This is a genomic window from Halobaculum sp. MBLA0143, from assembly GCF_041361465.1.
GTDB lineage: Archaea > Halobacteriota > Halobacteria > Halobacteriales > Haloferacaceae > JAHENP01.
In genome coordinates this window covers 2,301,334-2,319,721 of the sequence record NZ_JBGKAC010000001.1, presented here as the reverse complement: position 1 = coordinate 2,319,721, position 18,388 = coordinate 2,301,334, and the positions used below count along the sequence as shown (strand labels likewise).

The following is an 18,388-nucleotide window of genomic DNA, read 5'->3' as shown; positions in this document are numbered from 1 at the left end:
CGACCGGTCGCCCGTTCTGGACGGCACGATCGGTCGCCGGCGACGTTTCGCTGGGTTGATACCCGCGCCAGTCACACGTCCAGCGCATGGACGGCGACCGTCTCCGCGCCACTGTCGTCGGGTTCCTCGCCGCTGCGGGCGTCCTGGCGGTGCTCGTCTACACCCTGGACGTGGGGGAGCTGTCCGAGAACATTCTACGCGCGGAGCCGCGACTGCTGGCCCTCGTCGTCGGCGCGATCCTCGTGTGGCTGTTCGCCTGGGGGTTGGCGCTCCGGACCGTGTTGTCCGTCCTCGGGGAGAAGATCCGCCCGCGAGTCGCGTTTCTCGTGTTCAACGGCGCGATGTTCTCGAACAACGTGACGCCGTTCGGCCAGGCCGGCGGGGAGCCGGTGACGGCGCTCCTGATCTCCCAGGTGACGGACGCGGAGTACGAACGGAGTCTGGCGGCCATCGCCAGCGTCGACACGCTCAACTTCTTCCCGTCCATCGGGTTCGCGCTGTTCGGGGCCGCCTACTACGCCACCCGGATCACGCTCCCGCGTCAGCTCCGGTTCGCCACCGGGGTCGCCGTGCTCCTGGCCGTCGCCGTCCCGGTAGGCGGCTACACTGCCTGGCGCTACCGGGCGTCGCTGTCCGGGTTCGTCGTCGGCCGGCTGACGCCCCTGGTCCAACGGGTCGCCCGAGGGCTGCCGGGCGTGTCGGAGCCCAGCCCCGAGTCCGTCGCCCAGCGGATCGAACACTTCTTCGGCGCGATCGAACGGGTGGCGACGGACCCGAAGGGGCTCGCGTTGGCGATGTCCGCGTCCACGCTGGGGTGGTTCTGCCAGATGATCGGACTCTGGCTCGCCTTCCAGGCGCTGAGCCAGCCCGTCGACTTCGTCGTCATCATGTTCGCGGTGCCGATGGGGGCCGTCGCCGGGGCGACGCCGACCCCCGGCGGCTCCGGCTTCATCGAGACCGTCCTGATCGCGTTGTTGACCGTGCTGTTGCCCGTCCCCGGCGCGACCGTCGGGGCGGCCGTGATCCTGTTCCGGGCGGCCGTGTTCGGCGTTCCGGTGTTGATCGGTGGGCTCGTCGTCTCCTGGATCGGCGTCGACGTGTTCGGGTAGCCCGCTCCGGGTCGAGACGACGAGTTTAAGCGGAGTGGTTGCGAATCAGCCCGTATGGTCACCCTCTACGACGTTCCGGCGGAGGACCTCTTGGACGAGGTCGCCGACCGGCTCGAGGATCGAATCGAGGAACCGGCGTGGGCCGAGTTCGTCACGACCGGCGTCGACCGCGAGCTACCCCCCCAGCAGGAGGACTTCTGGTTCGTCCGGGCGGCGTCGCTGCTCCGGAAGGTCGCAGACCAGGGGCCGGTCGGCGTCGGCACACTCGCGACCGACTACGGCGGCGCCAAGTCCGGCTCCACCCGCTACCGGGTCGCTCCGCCCAGCCAGGTCGACGGCTCTCGGAACATCATCCGGACGATCCTCCAGGAACTGGAAGAGGAGGGGCTCGTCGAGACCGCACAGGGTGAGGGCCGCCGCGTCACCGACGACGGCCGGTCGTTCCTCGACGACGTCGCCGGCGACGTGTTGGAGGAGCTCGACCGTCCGGAGCTCGAACGCTACGCCTAGTTCTCGGGTGTCTTCCCGTGTCGCTCGCCGCCACAGCGACGGCGTCGTGACACGGCCGACTCCGACGACACTATACTTCGACCGCCCCGACACGAGCGTACGTGACGACAGACGACCTCCCGCCGCTGGCGCTCGACATCGACGGCACACTCACGGACGGCTCCGGGCGGATCGACCCGCGGGCGTTCGCGGAACTGCCGGCCTGGCCCGCCCCGGTCGTGCTGGCCACGGGTAAGGCGTTCCCGTACCCGGTCGCGCTGTGTGGCTTCCTCGACGTGGCCGAGCGCGTGATCGCCGAGAACGGCGGCGTCACGCTCGTCGGCGGGGCGGTGTCGTACGCCGGCGACCCCGACCGCGTCCAACGGGCGACGGCCGCGTTCCGCGACCGCGGCGGTGACCTCGGCTGGGGCGACGCCGACACGGTCAACCGCTGGCGGGAGACGGAGGTGGCCGCCAGACTCACCGCAGACGAGTCGTTGCTGCGCGAGGTCGCGGCCGAGTTCGACCTGGAGCTGCTGGACACCGGCTACGCCTACCACCTGAAGGCGCCCGACGCCAGCAAGGGGCACGGGCTCGAACTTGTCGCGGCGGCGCTGGACCGCGACCCCGCCGAGTTCGTCGCCGTCGGCGACAGCGAGAACGACGCCTCCACCTTCGAGACCGCCGGCCGGAGCTTCGCCGTCGCCAACTGCGACGCGACCGCACGCGCGGCCGCAGACACCGTGTTGTCGGAGTCGTACTTCGACGGCACGCTCGCCGCGATGCGTCGCGTCCGATCGACGTTCGAGTGAGGCGTCGGCGGGTGTGGCGCTCCCGCCGACGGAGGCGCCCGCGGCGCGTCAGGCGACCACGTGTTCCGTGTCGTACGACCCCAGCACGCGGACCCAGCCCTCCTCGGCGACCATGTCGCGGACGGCGTCGACGGCGGCGGCCGCGCGGTCCTCGTACAGTCCGGCCTCGAAGTCGACGTGGAACAGGTAGTCGCCGAGCCGTTCCCCGCTCGGGCGCGACTCCACCCGCGTGAGGTTGATGTCGCGGTCGGCGAACGCCTCCAGCAGCTCCAACAGGAGCCCGGGGTAGTTCGCGGCCGGGTAGACGACGGCGGAGGTCTTGCCCCCGGCGGCCGACCGCTTCGACTCCGGCCCGACGACGAGGAAGCGGGTGGCGTTCGACGACCGATCCTGGATGTCCTCGGCGAGCACGGACAGCGTCGGCTCCGCCTCCGTGGCGTTGGCCGGGTGACCGATCGCGGCGACGCCGTCGTCCTCGCGGGCGCGGGCGACGCCGCGGGCCGTGGAGGCGACGGCCTCGCGGCGACAGTCCGGGTGTTCCCGTTCCAGGTACTCCCGACACTGCGCCAGCGCCTGCGAGTGTGAGGCGACCAACGAGAAGTCCGACGACTGTGCCAACAGAGCGTGTCGGATGGGCGTCACCACCTCTCGGAGGACGGCGACACCGTCGTCGGCGAGCGCGTCCAGACTCTCCGTCACCGACCCCTCGATGCTGTTCTCCACCGGGACGACCCCGCGACCGAACTCCCCGGCGACGACGGCCTCGACGATGGCCGTCACGGACTCCCGGAAGGCCACCTCGTCGGCGACGGCGCCCGCGGCGCGGTGTGAGTACGTCCCGGCTGGACCGAGCGTGACGGCTTGCATACCCACAGTTGCCGTCGCCCGGGCCCAAGTATCCGTGGGGTGGCGGCGAGATCTCGACGCCGACACGCCCGGCGTGTGTCGTTCTCCGTCACCGAGTCGTGCCGGCGGCGTGATCCTCGTCACCGTCGGTGCAGAACACGAACGTCGCCCCGTCGTCCGACGACGCCACGTCGACGGTCCAGCCGTGGGCTTCGGCGATGTCGCGGACGAGCGCTAGCCCGAGGCCGGTGCCCGCGGCCTCCACCGTGGCACCGTACTGAAACAGCTCCGTCGGGTCGTCGGCATCGAAGCCGGGGCCGTCGTCGGCGACGACGAACCCCGGGCCGCCCTCGCGGGCGCGAACGGTGACCGTGACGGAGGGCCCGCCGACCCCGACGGCGTTGTCGAACAGGTTCTCGAACAGAGTGGTGAGGCGTTTCCGGTCGGCAGTCACCGTCAGCTCCGAGTCACACTCCAGCGTGGCCGGTCCGGGAGCGTAGTCGTCCCAGACGGACCGCGCGACGTAGCCGACAGTCACCTTCTCCGTCCCGTCCGTCAGCCCGCGCTGGCTCGTCAGGTCGAGGATACTCTCGGTCAGCCGGTCCATCCGGTCGACCGCGTCGCGGGCGGCCTCCAGGCTGTGCTCGTCGTCCGGGTCGCGGGGAACCGTCAGCTCTAGGTGGCCGGCGGCGATTGCCAACGGGTTCCGGAACTCGTGAGCGACGAGACTGGCGAAGCGGTCCAACCGTTCTTCGACGGCCGCGAGACTGTCCTCGCGCCGTTTCAGTAGTCGGATGCGTCTGGCACGCTCGAAGGCGGTCTGGACGTTTGCGGCCAACACCCGTGCGAGTTCCACGTCCGCCTCGTCGATGCCCTCCTGCTCGAACGTGCCCAGCGTGAGCACGCCGTCGTCGCCCAACGGGACGATCAAGACACTTCCGCCGCCCGGCCGGTCGACGTCGTCGTCGATGGCGCCCGCGTCTTGGTACACTCTCGCCTCCCTGGCGTCGAACGCCTCCCACTGGACGGTCTCGCCCCGGTCGTAGGCCCGGCGTTCGCCCGCGACCGCGACCGTCCGGTCGGCAGCCGCGAGCGGGACGAGTCGTTCCGTCTCCTCGTCGTACTCTCGCACCGAGTTGAGCTCGAATCCGAGCACGTCCGCAGCCGCGTTCGTCGCAATGTCGGCGATGGCGTCAACTCGTTCCCGGCTCACCATCTCGCGGGTCGCGCGGTGGAGCCGACGGAGCCGTGCCGCCTCCGTCGCTCCCTCGCCGTGGTCGTGCCGTTCACCCCCGTCGTCCGGCCCGTCCGACTGCGTGTGCCCATCCATCGTCTCGTCGAGGAAGGGAGCGCCGCTGTGGTGAACCCTACTATTACTCCATCGTACTAGACCCGCCGGAACGTGTCGGCTCACGACTGCTCCCGAACGATCAGTATCGCTCCCGATCGCTCGAGCAGTCAGTACTGCTCCCGCTTTCACCCTCCGACCGGAACCGTCGTTCCTATGTTCGTCCCGGCCGTCGGGAGGGTCGTGACACCCAGCGAGTGGTCCCAGGACCGCCTCGCGGCGCTCCACGACCAGCTGACCGCGACCGGGGAGCCGTCGATTCCCGTCGAGTCGCCCGTGACGGGCACGGAGTACGCCCAGTTGCCGACGGCGACGGAGTCGGACGTGGAGGCGGCCGTCGCCGACGGCCGTGCGGCGGCCGCCGAGTGGCGCGAGCGCTCGGTCGAGGACCGCACGGCGGTCTTGGACGCGGTCGCCGACGCGGTGCTCGACGACCGCGAGTCGTTGACGAGTCTCGTCCAGCGCGAGACGGGGAAGTCCCGCCGGGACGCCGCAGAGGAGGTGTTCGACGTGGCAGTCACCGCCGGCTACTACGCCGACACCGCCGCGAGCACGCTCGCCGACGAGCGCCGCCAGGGCGTGATCCCGTTGCTCACCCGGGCGGACGTCCACCACCACCCCCTCGGCGTCGTCGGGATGATCGCCCCCTGGAACTACCCGCTGACGCTGGTCGTCTCCGACGCGCTCCCGGCGTTGGTCGCCGGCAACGCCGTCGTCTGCAAGCCCGCAGAGGCGACCACCCACGTCGCCGCCCGGGCGAAGGAACTGCTCGTCGAGGCCGGAGTGCCCGCCGACCTGTTCCAGATCGTCCCCGGCCGCGGGCCGGAGGTGGGGCCGAACCTGGTCGAACGGGTCGACTACGTCTCGTTCACCGGCAGCACCGCGGCCGGGCGGGAGGTGGCCGCACTCGCCGGCGAGAACCTCGTCCCCGTCTCGATGGAGCTCGGCGGCAAGAACCCGTTGCTCGTGTTGGACGACGCCGACCCGGAGGCAGCCGCCCAGGGGGCCGTTCGGTCGTCGTTCGCCAACGCCGGCCAACTGTGTATCACGACCGAGCGGCTGTTCGTCCACGAGGACGTGTACGACGAGTTCCGCGACGCGTTCGTGGAGGCGGTCGAGGAGATCCGACTCGGGTTCGACTACGACTGGCGGGCGGAGATGGGGCCGTTGCTGTCGCAGGCACAGTTCGAGAAGACCCGCGACCACGTCGACGACGCCCGCGAACGCGGGGCGACCGTTCTGACGGGCGGGGAGCCGCGCCCGGACCTGGGACCGTACTTCCACGAGCCGACCGTCCTCGCGGACGTGCCGACGGACGCGACCGCACACGACACGGAGACGTTCGGGCCGGTGGTCGCGCTCTACCCCGTCTCGGACACGGACGAGGCGGTCGCGCGGGCCAACGACACGGAGTACGGCCTCCACGGCGCGGTGTGGACCGGCGACGAGGAACGCGGCCGGGCGGTCGCTCGCCGGATCGACACCGGCACCGTCTCGATCAACGAGGGGTACGCCGCCGCCTGGGCGGCCGTCGACGCGCCGATGGGTGGGCGCGGCGACTCTGGCGTCGGCCGTCGCCACGGCCCGGAGGGACTGCTCCGGTACACGGACGCCCAGACGGTCGCCACGGGCGGCCCGGTGCCGGTCGGCCCCGAGGGCGTCCCGGATCGACTGTGGGCCGCCGGGCTGTCCACTGTCGCCCGTCTCCTGCGAAAAGTACCTCGCTGGATTCGCTGAGGCTACTCTACAGCCCGAGCGCGTCCGGCGCCGGCGGCATCGCCCGCTTGTGTGCCGACGACTCGTACAGTTCGCGGACGGCCGACACCTGGTCTTCCGTCACGTCCAGCGTCTCACACGTCGCGCTCGTCGACAGCCCGCCGTCGATGTGGACCGCCAGGATGGAGTCCAGCGTGTCGTAGTCCAGGCCCAGCTCCTCCTCGTCCGTCTGGCCGACCCACATGCCTGCCGACGGGGTCTTCATGACGAGATCCGTCGGGACGCCGATGTGGTCGGCCAACTGACGGACCTGTTGTTTGTACAGATTGCCGATGGGGTTGCAGTCGACCGCCTGGTCGCCGTACTTCGTGTAGTACCCCGTCAGCGCCTCACTCCGGTTACCCGTGCCGAGCACGAGCCGGTCGTCGGCGTTGGCGACGAAGTAGTTCGTGACACCCCGGAGCCGCACCCGGACGTTGCCCGTAGCCATCTGGTCGTCGGCCGCCTCCGGCAGCTGGTCGAACAACTGCTCGGCGATCGGCTCGATCTCGACCACGTCGTAGTCGATTCCAAGGAGCTCCGCCACCCGCTCGGCGTCGCTCATGTTCTCGTCGTCGTTCACCTCCGACGGCATCACCAGACCGTGGACGTTCTCGGCACCCAGCGCCTCGACGGCCAGGTGCGAGACGGTCGTGGAGTCGATTCCGCCGGACAGACCCATGACGGCCCCGTCGGCACCCGCCGTCTCCACCTGTTCTCGAACGAACTCGACCAAGTGTTCCCGCGTCGCTTCCAACTCTGCCTCCGACAGCCGGAGGTCGAGCGGTACGTCGTCGCGTTGTAGAACCGTCTGACCACTCATCACACACTGTTCGGGCCCGGACGACTAATACGCTACCGATCACGCTAGAGCGACGAGCGTCCGTCCAGCTTCTCGCCTCTCGGTGGACGTTCGTTCGGTCCTGCGGCGCACGGGGGCGTGTTCTCTTCGATTCCCCGAGGCCGTTACACGTCCTCGCCCGCGTCCCGAGGCCGTTACACGTCCTCGCCCGCGTCCCGAGGCCGTTACACGTCCTCGCCCGCGTCCCCGAGGTCGATCACGTTCGCCGTCTCGACCCGGACGACGCCGTCGAGCTCGCACACGTCGGCGACGGCCGGCTGTGGCACCGTCACCCGAAGAGTGTCGTACGGCAACGCTACGACGGTCGCGTCCGCGGACAGTTCCGCCGTCAGCGTGTCTCGGTCCGTCGTCTCCGGGTCGAACCCGACGACGAGCGTCACCGTCTCTCCGGCGGTCGGCGCCTCACACAGCCGTCGCACTGGGTGTGACCGGTACATCGACTCCGACTCCGGACGCCAGCGACCTAATCCCCTCGGCCGCGGTCGCCGTCGGCCGTGGCGCCGTCGCCGTCCCACGACAGCGTCACGCGCGGGCCGTCGCCGTCGCGCTCGACCGCGACGGCCGAGGGTGCCGGCAGCGCGAGGGCGTCGTCGCTGCCGCCGACTTCGACGACGCCGTCCGCGAGCAGCCGCTCCAGCGCCGCGAGGTCGGCGTCCGTCGGCGCCGTCGCGGCGCCACGGCGGTCGCCGGGTCCGTCGTCGCCCGCCGCGTCGCCGATCACGGGCCGTACGGACACGTCCGCGCTCCGGTTCGACAACACCGCGTTGACCACCGCGCCCAGTAAGACCACGAACCCGGAGACGTACAGCCACGTCAGGAACACCAGAATCGCCGCGAGCACGCTCTCCTCGGGCTGCTCGCCGCTCCACCGGACGTACAGTCCGAACAGGGAGACGAACGCAGTCAACCCCGTCGCGGCGAGCAGCGTCCCCGGCACCACCTCCGCCGGGGTCACGTCCGTGTCCGGGAAGACGTAGTACATCGGGTACAGCGTCACCGCCAGCCCGACGACGAGCACGAGCCGGTTGGCGAGCGTCGGACCGAGGCCGGCACCGTCTGCCGGCACCGCGGCGTGGAGCGTCGCCGCGACTACCACCGACAGCCCGAACGCCCCGGAGACGACGAGCCCGTCCCGCAGTTGGTCCAGGAAGCCGTTTGCCGACTCCGTCTCGTACACGTCCGAGAAGGCGGTGTCGAGCCCACGGAACACCCGGAGCGTCCCCCACACGAGCACGGCGACGCCCGCGAGGGACAGCTGTCGGGAGGCGCTGGCCCGCCGGAGCTCGGCCAACAACACGTCTGCGGTGCCGTCCGTCAGCGCCGCGGCGACGAGCGCGAACACCGCCTCCGTCGGCGCGAGCCCGCCCAACGCCGACAGGACGAACAAGACGAGCAACAGGAGCGGCAGCAACGAGACGAACGCGTGGTAGGCGATGCTGCCGGCGAGGAACGTCAGCTGCTCGGCCCGCGCCTCGTGGACCACCGCCCGCCCGAGTTCGACCGCTCTCGTCGCTCGTGACACGCCGCTGACTACACGGTCGGCCGTAAAAAGGGGGGCGGCCCATCCTGGGGTGTCCCGCCGTGTCCCACAACGTCTTGCCGGACGCGCCCGGAGTGGCGTCCGTGACAGTCATCGCACTCCTGTCGGTCGCGCCGGTGACGGAAGACAGCATGGCCGAAGACGTGGCCGACGCCGTCGCGGCCTTAGACGAGGCGGGCGTCGCCTACGAGACGAACCCGATGGGCACCGTGATCGAGACGGACGACATCGGGACGCTGCTGGACGCGGTGCAGGCGGCCCACGAGGCCGTCGACGGCGACCGCGTGAGCACGTTCCTCAAGATCGACGACAAACGAGCGTCGGACCAACGCGCCTTCGAGAAAGTCGACGCTGTCGAGGAGGCGCTTGGACGGCCGGCGACGAGCCACCAGGACCCGGACGACGGCTGAGCCACCAGGACCCGGACGACGGCTGAGCCACCGGCTCAGATCGGCCGTTTCCGGACACTCCAGTTGCCGCTCGCCACGTCGAGTTCGAACTCTCGGCTCCCCTGGTCGGACTTGACGACGAGCGTGGAGCCGTCGATAGCGTACTCCGCCAACACCTTCAGTTCGATCTCCTCGCGGATCGTGTCGAACCGGAGGACGTGCTGGCCGCCGGCCTCGTACACGCCGATCTCGAAGCTGGCGTGTTCGTCCGTCGCGTCGAACTGACAGAAGACGGCGTCGTCCGCCCGGTCGACGAGCTCGCCGCCGTGGTCGCGGGCCCACCCCGCGAACTCTCGTCTGAACGCCTCCGTCGTGCCCTCGTCCCCCCAGAGCCGTTTCATACTACACCAGTGCGACGGCGTGCTGATTAATCATAGGGGTTGTTCTCCGACCAGACAGCGTCTCGACTACATCTGACGGTCCTGCTCATGAATGTCAAAAGTTTATAAAAAAGCTATAAAGTAGGTGTGTCATAAGCGAATCTATAACGGGCGAAAGTAATCAGGCCGAGACGAACAGTAACAACACACCTGTCGCAGAGACCGCGTTGAACGGGAGACAGCGGTCGACAGAACGAAAACTGCGTGTGATGGGGCGGCGTCGTCTCGTCAAGAGCCTCTCTGGACTCGGTGTATCGGCAACGGCACTCGCTACTGGGCAGATTGAGGAGATTGCAGCAGCGACTGCTGACGATACTAATACGATCGTCCGGACTCACTCGTACCAGCACACGAATCACAGGGCGGTTGTGAACGGCGCGAAACCAACGCGCGAAGCTAAGTTCCACACGATTCCACGGGATGAGTGGGTCCGCACTGAGACAGCTTATAATGCTGCACAAAAAATCAGGAATAAAGTAAAAGACATTCCATTTGTATCAGTAACTCCAGATGTAAACAGCAATAAATATAGTGAGACTGTCATCCGTGTATCTTATACTACGATCAGATCGGGTCCAGAACAGAAGGGCAAAGAAATCAAACGCCAACCCCCCGTTTCACTTGATAAGGTTCAACAGCGCCTTCCAGATGCTACCTCAGGAACAGTGGAGTATGACGGCCGATCTCATCGTATTAGTAATATTCCAATTATGTTGGAAAAAGAATCTTTACAACAGAGCGCAGTGTACAGCTCATTATATAGGCCGGTTCCTGCTGGATGTCAGCTAGAGCGTGGAGACTTTAGCAATGGAACTATTGGATGTCCAGCCTATGACATGGGGAACTCACAACCAGGATGGATCACCGCAGCACACGTCTTAAAACGACAGAAAGGGGTGGATATATATCAGCCAGCAACTTGTTGTACAACATTCCTCGGTGAGAGTAAGAAGTACACTCCTTACGGAGAAGGCGATATCGGTATGTTCCACTCAAATGGGGAATCTAGAAAATATGATATTGCTGACAAAGGAGAGAACAACTATATGGGACTGGAAATATATGGAGTAATAGCAAAAGACAAATTAAAAGATATGGCATCTTCAAATGAAGAAATATATAGACAAGGAAAGACAACTGGGAGAAATAAAATGAAGTTTACTAATTACTCTGGAGGTGAAAAAGGTAGGGTGTATGCTGGAAAAGGAAACGAGAAAGATGGCGATTCTGGCGGGCCTTGGTATAATGTAGAGAACGGCCGTTCGCTGATGATCGCATCTCATAATGGAGCAGCAGGCGGAGACAGTTGCTATGCCACTACAATAATCCACGGAGAGGAAAAATTAAATATAACGGTATGAAAAAGCTGAGTGTGGCTGTCGGAGTTCTCTTGGTAGTCAGTGTTGTCGGATGTGCAGGAGTGACTAATGGAACGCCGACGAACGGCGGGCAGGTGGAGGCGGTTGTCGTCTCGTCGGCACCTTCCGATGTCGATCCGACGCCACTGTCCAAAGTCGAAAATGAACAGATCCGGCGGGCAACAGAGCAGGCAGTCGTCGCGTTTGACTCGAACGGAACAGCCGAGACCGTCACCATTCCCGTTCCGCGACCGGCACTGGACGAGACGGAACGTGCGTACGAACGGCTCCCCGAGAGCCAGGCGGAGGAGAGTCTGGGGCGGTTTGTAGTCTACCGTGATCGCGTGGTTAGAGTTCTTCTACTCGTCTACAGCTAACCGCGAGTGTCGATCTACCCGGGCTGGAACGTTCCCACGCCACCGGAGTGAACGTCTACACGTCGTGGCCGTGGTATAGGCACAGGCAAAGAGTGCCATCCTTTGATGACTTGACAGTGTGGGGTTGAATCGAAGGGAATCAGTTTAGAAAACGAAGCGGAGTTTGATTCTCGAGAGCGGTCGGCCACCGGTGCATAAGAAACTACAAAATACGACTGATGTATAGTAAAATGCTTAACGAAGAGCAACAAGCAGACTTCACAGTCGCATGAGACCGCTGGCTGCAACGTTCGTCGTCGCCTTGCTCCTCCTGACTACCGGCTGTGCTGGCATCGGTGTCGGAACACCGACGAACGGCGGTCAAATGGAGGCGATCGTCGTCTCGTCGGCACCGTCCGGCGTCGATCCGGTGCCGCTGTCCGAAGTCGAGAACAGACAGATCCGGCGCGCGACGGAGCAGGCGGTCGCCGCGTTCGAGTCGAACGGGACGGCGGAGCCGGTCGTCGTCGGCGTCCCGAGCCCCCAACTGCGGGCTACGGTACGCGCCTACGAACGACTTCCAGACCACCCCGACGACTCCGAGGTCGGTCGGTTCGTAATCTACGACGGCCAGGTGGTGAAGCTGTCTCTCGAAATCTACGCCTGACTCACTCGAACCGGAACGTCTCCAGGTTCTTCGGCGCGAACGTCCGCATGTTGTAGTCGTGGTACAGCGCAGACGAGAGGTCCTGTACCGACCGCTCGTCGCCGTGGACACACAGCACCTTCTCCGGGCGGGGGTTCATCGTCCGGACGAAGTTCTCTAGCCCCTGGCGGTCGGCGTGACCGGAGAAGCCGTCGACGGTCTCGACGTTCATCTCCAGGCTGAGTGTGCTGTTGCGCCGCGGGTCGTCCGGATCCTGGACGGGGATGCGGTCCTGGCCGCGTTGGATCTTGTCGCCCAGCGTCCCCTGTGCCTGGTAGCCGACGAAGGTGAGCGTGGAGTCCGTGTCGCTGCCGAGGTGACGCAGCCAGGACATGATCGGGCCGCCGGTGACCATCCCGGAGGTGGACAGGACGATACACGGCCCCCCGTCGGCCACCTCCCGGCGTTCCTCCTCGCCGGCGTCGATGTGGTTGAACTGGTCGGCCAGGAACGGGTTCTCGTCCTCGTGGAAGATCCGGTCCTGGAGGTCGTCACGCAGGTACTCCGGGTACGTGGTGTGGATTGCAGTCGCCTCCCAGATCATCCCGTCCAGGTGGACCGGCATCTCCGGAATCTTCCCGGTTCGCATCGCCTCCTCCAAGACGAGCATCATCTCCTGTGACCGACCGACCGCGAACGCCGGGATCACGACCTTCCCGCCGCGCTCGTGGGTCTCGTTGATGACCTCCAACAGCTTCTCCTCGGAGTCCTCCTGGTCCGTCTGGTAGTCGTTCCGGCCGCCGTAGGTGGACTCCATCACGAGCGTCTCCACCCGCGGGAAGTCGTTGACGGCCCCGTTGAACAGTCGAGTGTCCTCGTAGTGGATGTCGCCGGAGAAACAGACGTTGTACAGCCCGTCGCCGATGTGGAAGTGCGACACCGCCGACCCGAGGATGTGGCCTGCGTTGTGCATCGTCAGCTTCACGTCCGGCGCGATGTCCGTCACGTCGCCGTACTCCAACGGAATGCAGTGTTTGATCGCCTCCCGGACCTGCTCGGAGTCGTACGGCGGCGTCCGCCCCTCCTTGGTCGCGACGTCGAGGTAGTCCAGCGTGAGCAGCCCCATCAGGTCGCGGGTCGGCTCCGTACAGTAGATCGGCCCGTCGTAGCCGTACTTGAACAGGAGCGGGATCAACGCGGAGTGGTCCAGGTGGGCGTGTGTGAGCACGACCGCGTCGAGGTTGCTCGCGCCGGCGCCCAGCGCCTCCGGCACCTGGAGGTACGGCACGTCGTCGGAGCCGGGCTTGTCGCCACAGTCGATCAGCACCCGTGTCTCGGCCGTGTTGAGCACGAACGCCGCACGACCCACCTCGCGGCAACAGCCCAGCGTGGAGATCCGAACCCACTGCTCGTCGGACATCTCCTCGCGGTGGATCTGTCGGCCCACCTTCTCCAGGATGTCTCGGCGTTCCTCGCGCTCGTGTTTCAGGAAGTTCCGGACGTTCGACACCGTCGACGACTCGATGGGAGGTGTCCGGACGACCTCGGGCGTCCAGCCGACCTGTTTCGTGATCTCCCGCAGGGTGGAGCCGTGACGGCCGATGACCAGTCCGGGCTTCTCCGCCTCGATCACCACCTCACCGGTGTCTTGGTGGAAGTCGAGGTCGGCGACACCGGCCTCGTCGGGGATGATCTCCCGAATGTCGTCTTCCGCCTCCCGCGGGAGCGACAACACGTCCGGGTGTGGCCGGACGGTGATGCGCTTGCGGAGCTCGGAGGCGAGGTCGCGGACGAGGTCGCCGTTGCGGGCGAACTGTTTGGGGTGTCTGGTGTAGACGACCAGCTCTGGCCCCTCGTAGGTGACGTCCGTGACGGAGATATCGTCGGGAATCTCGGCCTCGATCTGTGCCTTCGTCTCTTCGAGTTGACGTTCGACTTGGCTCATGGCTGCGAGAACGGGTGTAGCGTGGATCTGACCCGTGACATGGTGGTTTTGCGGTGTCGAACCCGACGAGTGCCGTCCGACCCGGCCCTCTCCGGAGTCGGGTTCGACGATTAGTCGCTCGATAGGCGACGAGAACCCGCTTACCACCCACTTCACTCGCCCGATTACAAAAGCCTTCGCAAACTGCAAACCGCAGGCAGCCGTCGTGGGGGTGTGCGACTCACCCCCGAGCGCGTCGCGGCCGAGCGAGACCGGCTCCACGAGCGCGCTCCGACGGTGGTGGCGACGATCAACGAGACTCGCGCGCGGCTGGGGACGGCGTTCGACACGACCGTCGACCCGGTCGACGCGACGGCGTACCGCGCGGAGGTGGACGCCGTCTTCGCCGACGGCGACCGCGCGGTCAACGTCGCCGCGCTCGCCGGCCTCCTCCGGGAGTTGGACGTGACCGACGACTACCCGGGGTTCGTCGTCGACGAGCAGTTGGGCCGACTCCTGGCGAGCAGTATCGCCGGCGGCCAGCCCCTGGCGACGCTGGCGGAGGCGACGTTCCACGTCGTCGACGCCCTCGCTACCGACGCTCCAGACACCGACCCCCCAGACACCGACGCGCTCGGAGAAGACGGGGACGACCCGGCCGGCGTCGACGACTTGGACGCCGCGCTCGCGGCCGGCTTCCAGACGCGACTCCCCGGTTGGGACTGGACGGCCGCCGAGAGCCCCTTCGGCGTGGAGTGAGCGACGGAGTCAGTCGTTCAGCCAGAGGTCCAGATCCGTCTGGTCGTGGTGTGCCCGCTCCAACGGCTCCGCGAACGACCGGAGGTACACCTCGCCGGCGAACACGCGGGCGTTGTTCAGGTGGCCCGCCAGCGCCTGGCCGTTCTCCCGCGACAGCACCGCGTGAGTGTGGGCGAACCGTTCCCCGTCGAGCAGGGAGACGTTGCCGACACACGCCGCCACCTCCAACGGCTCGTCGAACTCGACGGCGTGGTACTCCTTCTCGCGTTGGTCGTAGAACCACAGCTCGGCCGCCCGGACGGCACCCATCGCGGCGAACCACCCCGCGTCCACGTCTTCCTCGTCTGCCAGCGCCTCGATCTCCTCGCGCCAGTCTGCGCCCGTCTCCATCCGGGCGAGGTACTCCGCGTCCGTCTCGACTTCGCGGTGTCGCATGACTGGAACGTCGTGGGCGCTCGGGAAAGGGTTTGAGATGGCGGTGACGGCGGCGGGTGGATCAAACTGAACGGTCCAGCGCGATCACGTCGCCGGCCTCGGTGCCGACGACGATCGCCTCCGGGGTGACCGCGGGGTCCGTGCGTACACCGGCGTCGAGTGTAACTCTCCAGTCGGGGGCACCGCTCTCGGTGTCGAGCGCGAAGGCACGTCCGGGTGGTCCTCTGTTGTTCCGATCTGTCGTCCCGACGTAGACGGTCCCGTCGGCAACGGACGACGCGCAGCCCACCGACTGCCCGAGCGTCTGCTTCCACCGGACACGTCTCCCGTCGGACGAGACGGCGACGACCGAGCCGCCGATGTCGCCTCTGGCACCCCCGAGATACAGTCCGTCGGGCCCGCGTGTGAGGCCCTCTACACGTCTGTCCGTCTCGACACGACTGACGCGGTCGCCGGAGTAGAGATCGAAGCCGACCAAACCTCGGGAGTCACCGATGTACACGACATCTCTGTCGATCAGTGGATCGGCGTACACCCGACCGGCGACGCTGCTCCGCCACAGTTCCTCTCCCGTCTCGGCGTCGACTGCGACCGCGTTTCGATCGCCAGTTCCGACGACGACAGTGCCATCGGCGACGGCCGGTGAACAGAGAATCTGTGAGTGCTGGGTCACACCGACCTCACTCTCCCACGAAACGGTCCCACTCTCGGCGTCGAGCGCGTACACGTACCTGTCACGACTCCCGACGTAGACGGTGTTACCCTCGACTGTCGGCCGCGAACGGATGTACCCGACGCGACGGGTATCCCACTCGACACTCCCGTCGGCGGCGGCGATCGCGTACACTCCCTCCTCGGTACCAATGTACACCGTCCCATCCACGACTGTCGCGCCGCCGACTACGGGTGCAGCCGTCTCGACGGTCCACCGTACGGTCCCGTCAGCGGTGTCGAGCGCCGACACCGTCTCCGCGCGTGATCCGACGAAGACAGTCTTGTCGGCGAATGCCGGCGACGACTGAATGTCGTCACCCGTCGCGTGACGCCACGCGACGCGCGGTATCGGCCTCGGAGTCTCGGTGAGTGTCTCGGTCTCTGTGGGTGGCGCGGCTTCGTCGGGTGTCTCGGTTGCCGCCGGTGTCACTTTGGTTCGCGTCGGCGACTGCGTCACGGTTCGACTCGGTGTCTCCGTGGAGCGGCGACCGCCACAGCCGGCCACCGCAGCTACGAGGCCACTGCCGAACGTTCGGAGGACATCCCGTTTCGTCGGCGTGTCCATACGGTGGACGTTCGACTTCTGGAATTAAAGGCCTCCTACAGTTCAGTCGGACTACTTCTCACGGTCGGCGACCGAGGCCGCACCTCGCACACCGCCGCCGCGCGCCACCGTCCCAAACCATTTAAGCGAAACCGGCAGAATCCGACCGTATGACCGCGATTTCGTTGTCCGGCGTCACCAAACGGTACGGCGACGTGGTCGCCGTCCGCGATCTCGACCTCACGGTCGAGTCCGGGGAGATCTACGGCTTCCTCGGGCCGAACGGCGCCGGCAAGTCGACGACGATCAACATGCTCCTGGACTTCGTCCGGCCGACCGCCGGGAGCGTCGAGGTGTTGTCGCTGGACGCACAGGCGGAGCCGACGGCGGTCCGGGAGCGGATCGGCGTCCTGCCGGAGGGGTACGACGTGTACGACCGACTCACCGGTCGTCAACACGTCGAGTTCGCCATCGAGTCGAAGGAGGCGACGGCGGACCCGGACGCGATCCTAGAACGGGTCGGTCTGGACGGCGACGGCGACCGGAAGGCCGGCGGCTACTCCAAGGGGATGCGCCAACGGCTCGTCTTGGGGATGTCGTTGGTCGGCGACCCGGACCTGCTGATTCTCGACGAGCCGTCGACCGGACTGGACCCGGAGGGGGCCAAGGAGATGCGAGAGATCGTCAGGTCGGAGGCGGACCGGGGGGCGACCGTCTTCTTCTCGTCGCACGTCCTCGGGCAGGTGGAGACGGTGTGTGACCGCGTCGGGATCATGCGTGACGGGGAGCTCGTCGCCGAGGACAGCATCGACGAGCTCCGGGAGGCGGTCGGTACGGGCGAGCGGCTGATCGTCACCGTCGACGCCGCGAGCGACGACGACCTGGCGGCCGTGCGGGCGCTCGAGGGCGTCGACCGGGCCGAGACGGACGGCGACGGGACGGTCACCGTCGACTGTGATCCGGCGGCGAAGACGGACGTCGTCGGAGCGCTGGAGGACGCCGGCGTGGTGGTCGAGAACTTCACGACGGACGACACGTCGCTGGAGGACCTGTTCCTCCACTACGCCGGCGACGACGGCGACGAGCCCGCCGCGGCGACGGAGGTGGGAGGGTGAGCGTCGAGGCCGTCGCTCGGAAGGACTTCCGAGACGCGGTGCGGTCGCGGTGGCTGCTGGGGCTGGCGGCGGTGTTCGTGGTGATCGCCACCGGCTTCATGCTGATCGGCGCGCAGTTCCTCTCGTCGTCCGAGGCCCAGACGTTCTCCACGAGCGCGATTCTCGGGTTCATGAACGGTGGGTTCACCACGCTCCTCGTCCCGCTGATCGCGCTCGTGGTCGCGTACGGCGCCGTCGTCGGCGAGCGGGAGTCCGGCTCGCTGAAGCTCCTCCTGTCGCTGCCACACTCCCGGGCGGACGTGGTGGCCGGGAAGGTGATCGGCCGGACGGCGGCCGTCGGCGTCCCTCTGTTCGTCGGCTTCCTGGTGCCGGCGTTGGTCGCGGCGGTCGGTCCGCTCCAGTTCGCGCCGTTGGACTACGTCGGCTACCTCCTCCTGATGGTCGTGTTGGCTGCGGTGTACGTCTCCATCGCGGTGGGGTTCTCGGCGGCCACCGGCTCCAGCACGGTCGCGGTCGCGGCCGCCGTCGGGGTGTACTTCCTGTTCACCGTCGTGCTCGGCGGGATCAACAACGCGCTCCCGTTCGTGCTCGGGCTGAACGGCGGCCCGGCGTGGCTCCCGCTGACAGTCTCCGAGCTCCAGACGCTGATGCAGGTGCTCAACCCCACCGGGGCGTTCAAGATCGTCTCTCGGGAGTTCCTCTCGGGGACGTTGTTCGCGCCGCCGTCGGCCGGTGGTCAGGCGTTCCAACAGGCGACGGAGTTGTCCGCGGTGTTGATGCTGGCGGTGTGGCTCGTCGTCCCGCCGATCGCCGGGTTGGCACGGTTCGAGCGGACGGACCTGTAGCGAGCCGGTGAGCGGCCGCGAGACCGACGGGCGGGCGAGCGGGAAAGTGGGCACCCGAGCGGGCGGACGACCGGGCACCCGAGCGGCTGTGCCGACGAGCGG

The 18,388-nt window shown here is 67.0% G+C and carries 20 protein-coding genes; 11 read left to right on the top strand and 9 right to left on the bottom strand.

Annotated elements, in window-relative coordinates; genetic code table 11:
• Positions 1–86 precede the first annotated feature (86 nt).
• The 3 genes from RYH79_RS12010 to RYH79_RS12000 all read left to right on the top strand — a co-directional run bounded on the left by RYH79_RS12010 (position 87) and on the right by RYH79_RS12000 (position 2,410).
• Positions 87–1,109, top strand: coding sequence for a lysylphosphatidylglycerol synthase transmembrane domain-containing protein (locus tag RYH79_RS12010; protein ID WP_370899426.1), 1,023 nt, complete (start codon positions 87–89; stop codon positions 1,107–1,109).
• Between the two features lie 54 nt (positions 1,110–1,163).
• Entirely contained in the window at positions 1,164–1,619 is a 456-nt protein-coding gene (locus RYH79_RS12005; RefSeq protein WP_370899424.1) for a 30S ribosomal protein S19e, read from the top strand.
• Positions 1,620–1,720: 101 nt separating this feature from the next.
• Complete coding sequence (locus tag RYH79_RS12000) at positions 1,721–2,410, top strand: HAD hydrolase family protein (protein WP_370899422.1); 690 nt, start codon at positions 1,721–1,723, stop codon at positions 2,408–2,410.
• Positions 2,411–2,458: 48 nt separating this feature from the next.
• Here RYH79_RS12000 and pheA read toward each other — a convergent pair whose 3' ends face one another.
• Positions 2,459–3,277: a prephenate dehydratase gene (gene pheA / locus RYH79_RS11995; RefSeq protein WP_370899420.1), complete on the bottom strand. Its 819-nt coding sequence runs from the start codon at positions 3,275–3,277 to the stop codon at positions 2,459–2,461.
• Between the two features lie 88 nt (positions 3,278–3,365).
• Positions 3,366–4,586, bottom strand: a complete 1,221-nt coding sequence (locus tag RYH79_RS11990; RefSeq protein ID WP_370899418.1) for a sensor histidine kinase — start codon at positions 4,584–4,586, stop codon at positions 3,366–3,368.
• 174 nt (positions 4,587–4,760) lie between these two features.
• Between RYH79_RS11990 and RYH79_RS11985 the strand changes: the two genes are divergently transcribed.
• Positions 4,761–6,341: a succinic semialdehyde dehydrogenase gene (locus RYH79_RS11985; RefSeq protein WP_370899416.1), complete on the top strand. Its 1,581-nt coding sequence runs from the start codon at positions 4,761–4,763 to the stop codon at positions 6,339–6,341.
• Between the two features lie 7 nt (positions 6,342–6,348).
• On the opposite strand, the gene RYH79_RS11980 is transcribed toward RYH79_RS11985, so the two are convergent.
• The 3 genes from RYH79_RS11980 to RYH79_RS11970 all read right to left on the bottom strand — a co-directional run bounded on the left by RYH79_RS11980 (position 6,349) and on the right by RYH79_RS11970 (position 8,743).
• On the bottom strand, positions 6,349–7,182 hold the full coding sequence (locus tag RYH79_RS11980) for an NAD+ synthase (RefSeq protein WP_370899414.1): 834 nt from the start codon (positions 7,180–7,182) through the stop codon (positions 6,349–6,351).
• Positions 7,183–7,385: 203 nt separating this feature from the next.
• Positions 7,386–7,658 carry a hypothetical protein gene (locus RYH79_RS11975; RefSeq protein WP_370899412.1) on the bottom strand — a complete coding sequence of 91 codons (273 nt, stop codon included), beginning with the start codon at positions 7,656–7,658 and terminating at the stop codon, positions 7,386–7,388.
• Between the two features lie 26 nt (positions 7,659–7,684).
• Positions 7,685–8,743, bottom strand: a complete 1,059-nt coding sequence (locus RYH79_RS11970) for a YihY/virulence factor BrkB family protein (protein WP_370899410.1) — start codon at positions 8,741–8,743, stop codon at positions 7,685–7,687.
• Between the two features lie 101 nt (positions 8,744–8,844).
• On the opposite strand from RYH79_RS11970, the gene RYH79_RS11965 reads away from it, so the two are divergent.
• A complete protein-coding gene (locus tag RYH79_RS11965) occupies positions 8,845–9,171 on the top strand; it encodes an MTH1187 family thiamine-binding protein (protein WP_370899408.1) in 327 nt (108 codons plus the stop codon).
• A gap of 35 nt (positions 9,172–9,206) precedes the next feature.
• On the opposite strand, the gene RYH79_RS11960 is transcribed toward RYH79_RS11965, so the two are convergent.
• Positions 9,207–9,551 (bottom strand): hypothetical protein, encoded by a 345-nt coding sequence (locus RYH79_RS11960; RefSeq protein ID WP_370899406.1) that lies wholly within the window; start codon positions 9,549–9,551, stop codon positions 9,207–9,209.
• Positions 9,552–9,796: 245 nt separating this feature from the next.
• On the opposite strand from RYH79_RS11960, the gene RYH79_RS11955 reads away from it, so the two are divergent.
• The 3 genes from RYH79_RS11955 (at position 9,797) to RYH79_RS11945 (ending at position 11,971) form a co-directional block, all read left to right on the top strand.
• On the top strand, positions 9,797–10,951 hold the full coding sequence (locus RYH79_RS11955) for a hypothetical protein (RefSeq protein WP_370899404.1): 1,155 nt from the start codon (positions 9,797–9,799) through the stop codon (positions 10,949–10,951).
• Between the two features lie 11 nt (positions 10,952–10,962).
• Positions 10,963–11,325, top strand: a complete 363-nt coding sequence (locus RYH79_RS11950) for a hypothetical protein (protein ID WP_370899402.1) — start codon at positions 10,963–10,965, stop codon at positions 11,323–11,325.
• Between the two features lie 268 nt (positions 11,326–11,593).
• On the top strand, positions 11,594–11,971 hold the full coding sequence (locus tag RYH79_RS11945; RefSeq protein ID WP_370899400.1) for a hypothetical protein: 378 nt from the start codon (positions 11,594–11,596) through the stop codon (positions 11,969–11,971).
• Between the two features lies 1 nt (position 11,972).
• Here the strand turns inward: RYH79_RS11945 and RYH79_RS11940 are convergent, their stop codons facing one another.
• Entirely contained in the window at positions 11,973–13,895 is a 1,923-nt protein-coding gene (locus RYH79_RS11940; RefSeq protein ID WP_370899398.1) for a beta-CASP ribonuclease aCPSF1, read from the bottom strand.
• Positions 13,896–14,108: 213 nt separating this feature from the next.
• On the opposite strand from RYH79_RS11940, the gene RYH79_RS11935 reads away from it, so the two are divergent.
• Positions 14,109–14,633 (top strand): DUF7984 family protein, encoded by a 525-nt coding sequence (locus tag RYH79_RS11935; protein ID WP_370899396.1) that lies wholly within the window; start codon positions 14,109–14,111, stop codon positions 14,631–14,633.
• A gap of 9 nt (positions 14,634–14,642) precedes the next feature.
• Here the strand turns inward: RYH79_RS11935 and RYH79_RS11930 are convergent, their stop codons facing one another.
• Together RYH79_RS11930 and RYH79_RS11925 are read right to left on the bottom strand one after the other, a co-directional pair.
• Entirely contained in the window at positions 14,643–15,068 is a 426-nt protein-coding gene (locus RYH79_RS11930) for a PPC domain-containing DNA-binding protein (RefSeq protein ID WP_370899395.1), read from the bottom strand.
• Between the two features lie 61 nt (positions 15,069–15,129).
• Entirely contained in the window at positions 15,130–16,347 is a 1,218-nt protein-coding gene (locus RYH79_RS11925) for an outer membrane protein assembly factor BamB family protein (protein ID WP_370899393.1), read from the bottom strand.
• Between the two features lie 149 nt (positions 16,348–16,496).
• Here RYH79_RS11925 and RYH79_RS11920 point away from each other — a divergent pair, with 149 nt between their 5' ends.
• Together RYH79_RS11920 and RYH79_RS11915 are read left to right on the top strand one after the other, a co-directional pair.
• Positions 16,497–17,441 (top strand): ABC transporter ATP-binding protein, encoded by a 945-nt coding sequence (locus tag RYH79_RS11920; protein ID WP_370899391.1) that lies wholly within the window; start codon positions 16,497–16,499, stop codon positions 17,439–17,441.
• On the top strand, positions 17,438–18,286 hold the full coding sequence (locus tag RYH79_RS11915; protein WP_370899389.1) for an ABC transporter permease: 849 nt from the start codon (positions 17,438–17,440) through the stop codon (positions 18,284–18,286). The genes RYH79_RS11920 and RYH79_RS11915 overlap by 4 nt, the downstream gene beginning before the upstream one ends.
• Positions 18,287–18,388: the final 102 nt, after the last annotated feature.

Coding starts and splice junctions, on each gene's coding strand:
- RYH79_RS12005 (WP_370899424.1), top strand. CDS start 1,164: ATGGTCACCCTCTACGACGTTCCGGCGGAGGACCTCTTGGACGAGGTC.
- RYH79_RS11940 (WP_370899398.1), bottom strand. CDS start 13,895: ATGAGCCAAGTCGAACGTCAACTCGAAGAGACGAAGGCACAGATCGAG.
- RYH79_RS11930 (WP_370899395.1), bottom strand. CDS start 15,068: ATGCGACACCGCGAAGTCGAGACGGACGCGGAGTACCTCGCCCGGATG.
- RYH79_RS12010 (WP_370899426.1), top strand. CDS start 87: ATGGACGGCGACCGTCTCCGCGCCACTGTCGTCGGGTTCCTCGCCGCT.
- RYH79_RS11985 (WP_370899416.1), top strand. CDS start 4,761: ATGTTCGTCCCGGCCGTCGGGAGGGTCGTGACACCCAGCGAGTGGTCC.
- RYH79_RS11960 (WP_370899406.1), bottom strand. CDS start 9,551: ATGAAACGGCTCTGGGGGGACGAGGGCACGACGGAGGCGTTCAGACGA.
- RYH79_RS11980 (WP_370899414.1), bottom strand. CDS start 7,182: ATGAGTGGTCAGACGGTTCTACAACGCGACGACGTACCGCTCGACCTC.
- RYH79_RS11925 (WP_370899393.1), bottom strand. CDS start 16,347: ATGGACACGCCGACGAAACGGGATGTCCTCCGAACGTTCGGCAGTGGC.
- RYH79_RS11975 (WP_370899412.1), bottom strand. CDS start 7,658: ATGTACCGGTCACACCCAGTGCGACGGCTGTGTGAGGCGCCGACCGCC.
- RYH79_RS11945 (WP_370899400.1), top strand. CDS start 11,594: ATGAGACCGCTGGCTGCAACGTTCGTCGTCGCCTTGCTCCTCCTGACT.
- pheA (WP_370899420.1), bottom strand. CDS start 3,277: ATGCAAGCCGTCACGCTCGGTCCAGCCGGGACGTACTCACACCGCGCC.
- RYH79_RS11920 (WP_370899391.1), top strand. CDS start 16,497: ATGACCGCGATTTCGTTGTCCGGCGTCACCAAACGGTACGGCGACGTG.
- RYH79_RS11990 (WP_370899418.1), bottom strand. CDS start 4,586: ATGGATGGGCACACGCAGTCGGACGGGCCGGACGACGGGGGTGAACGG.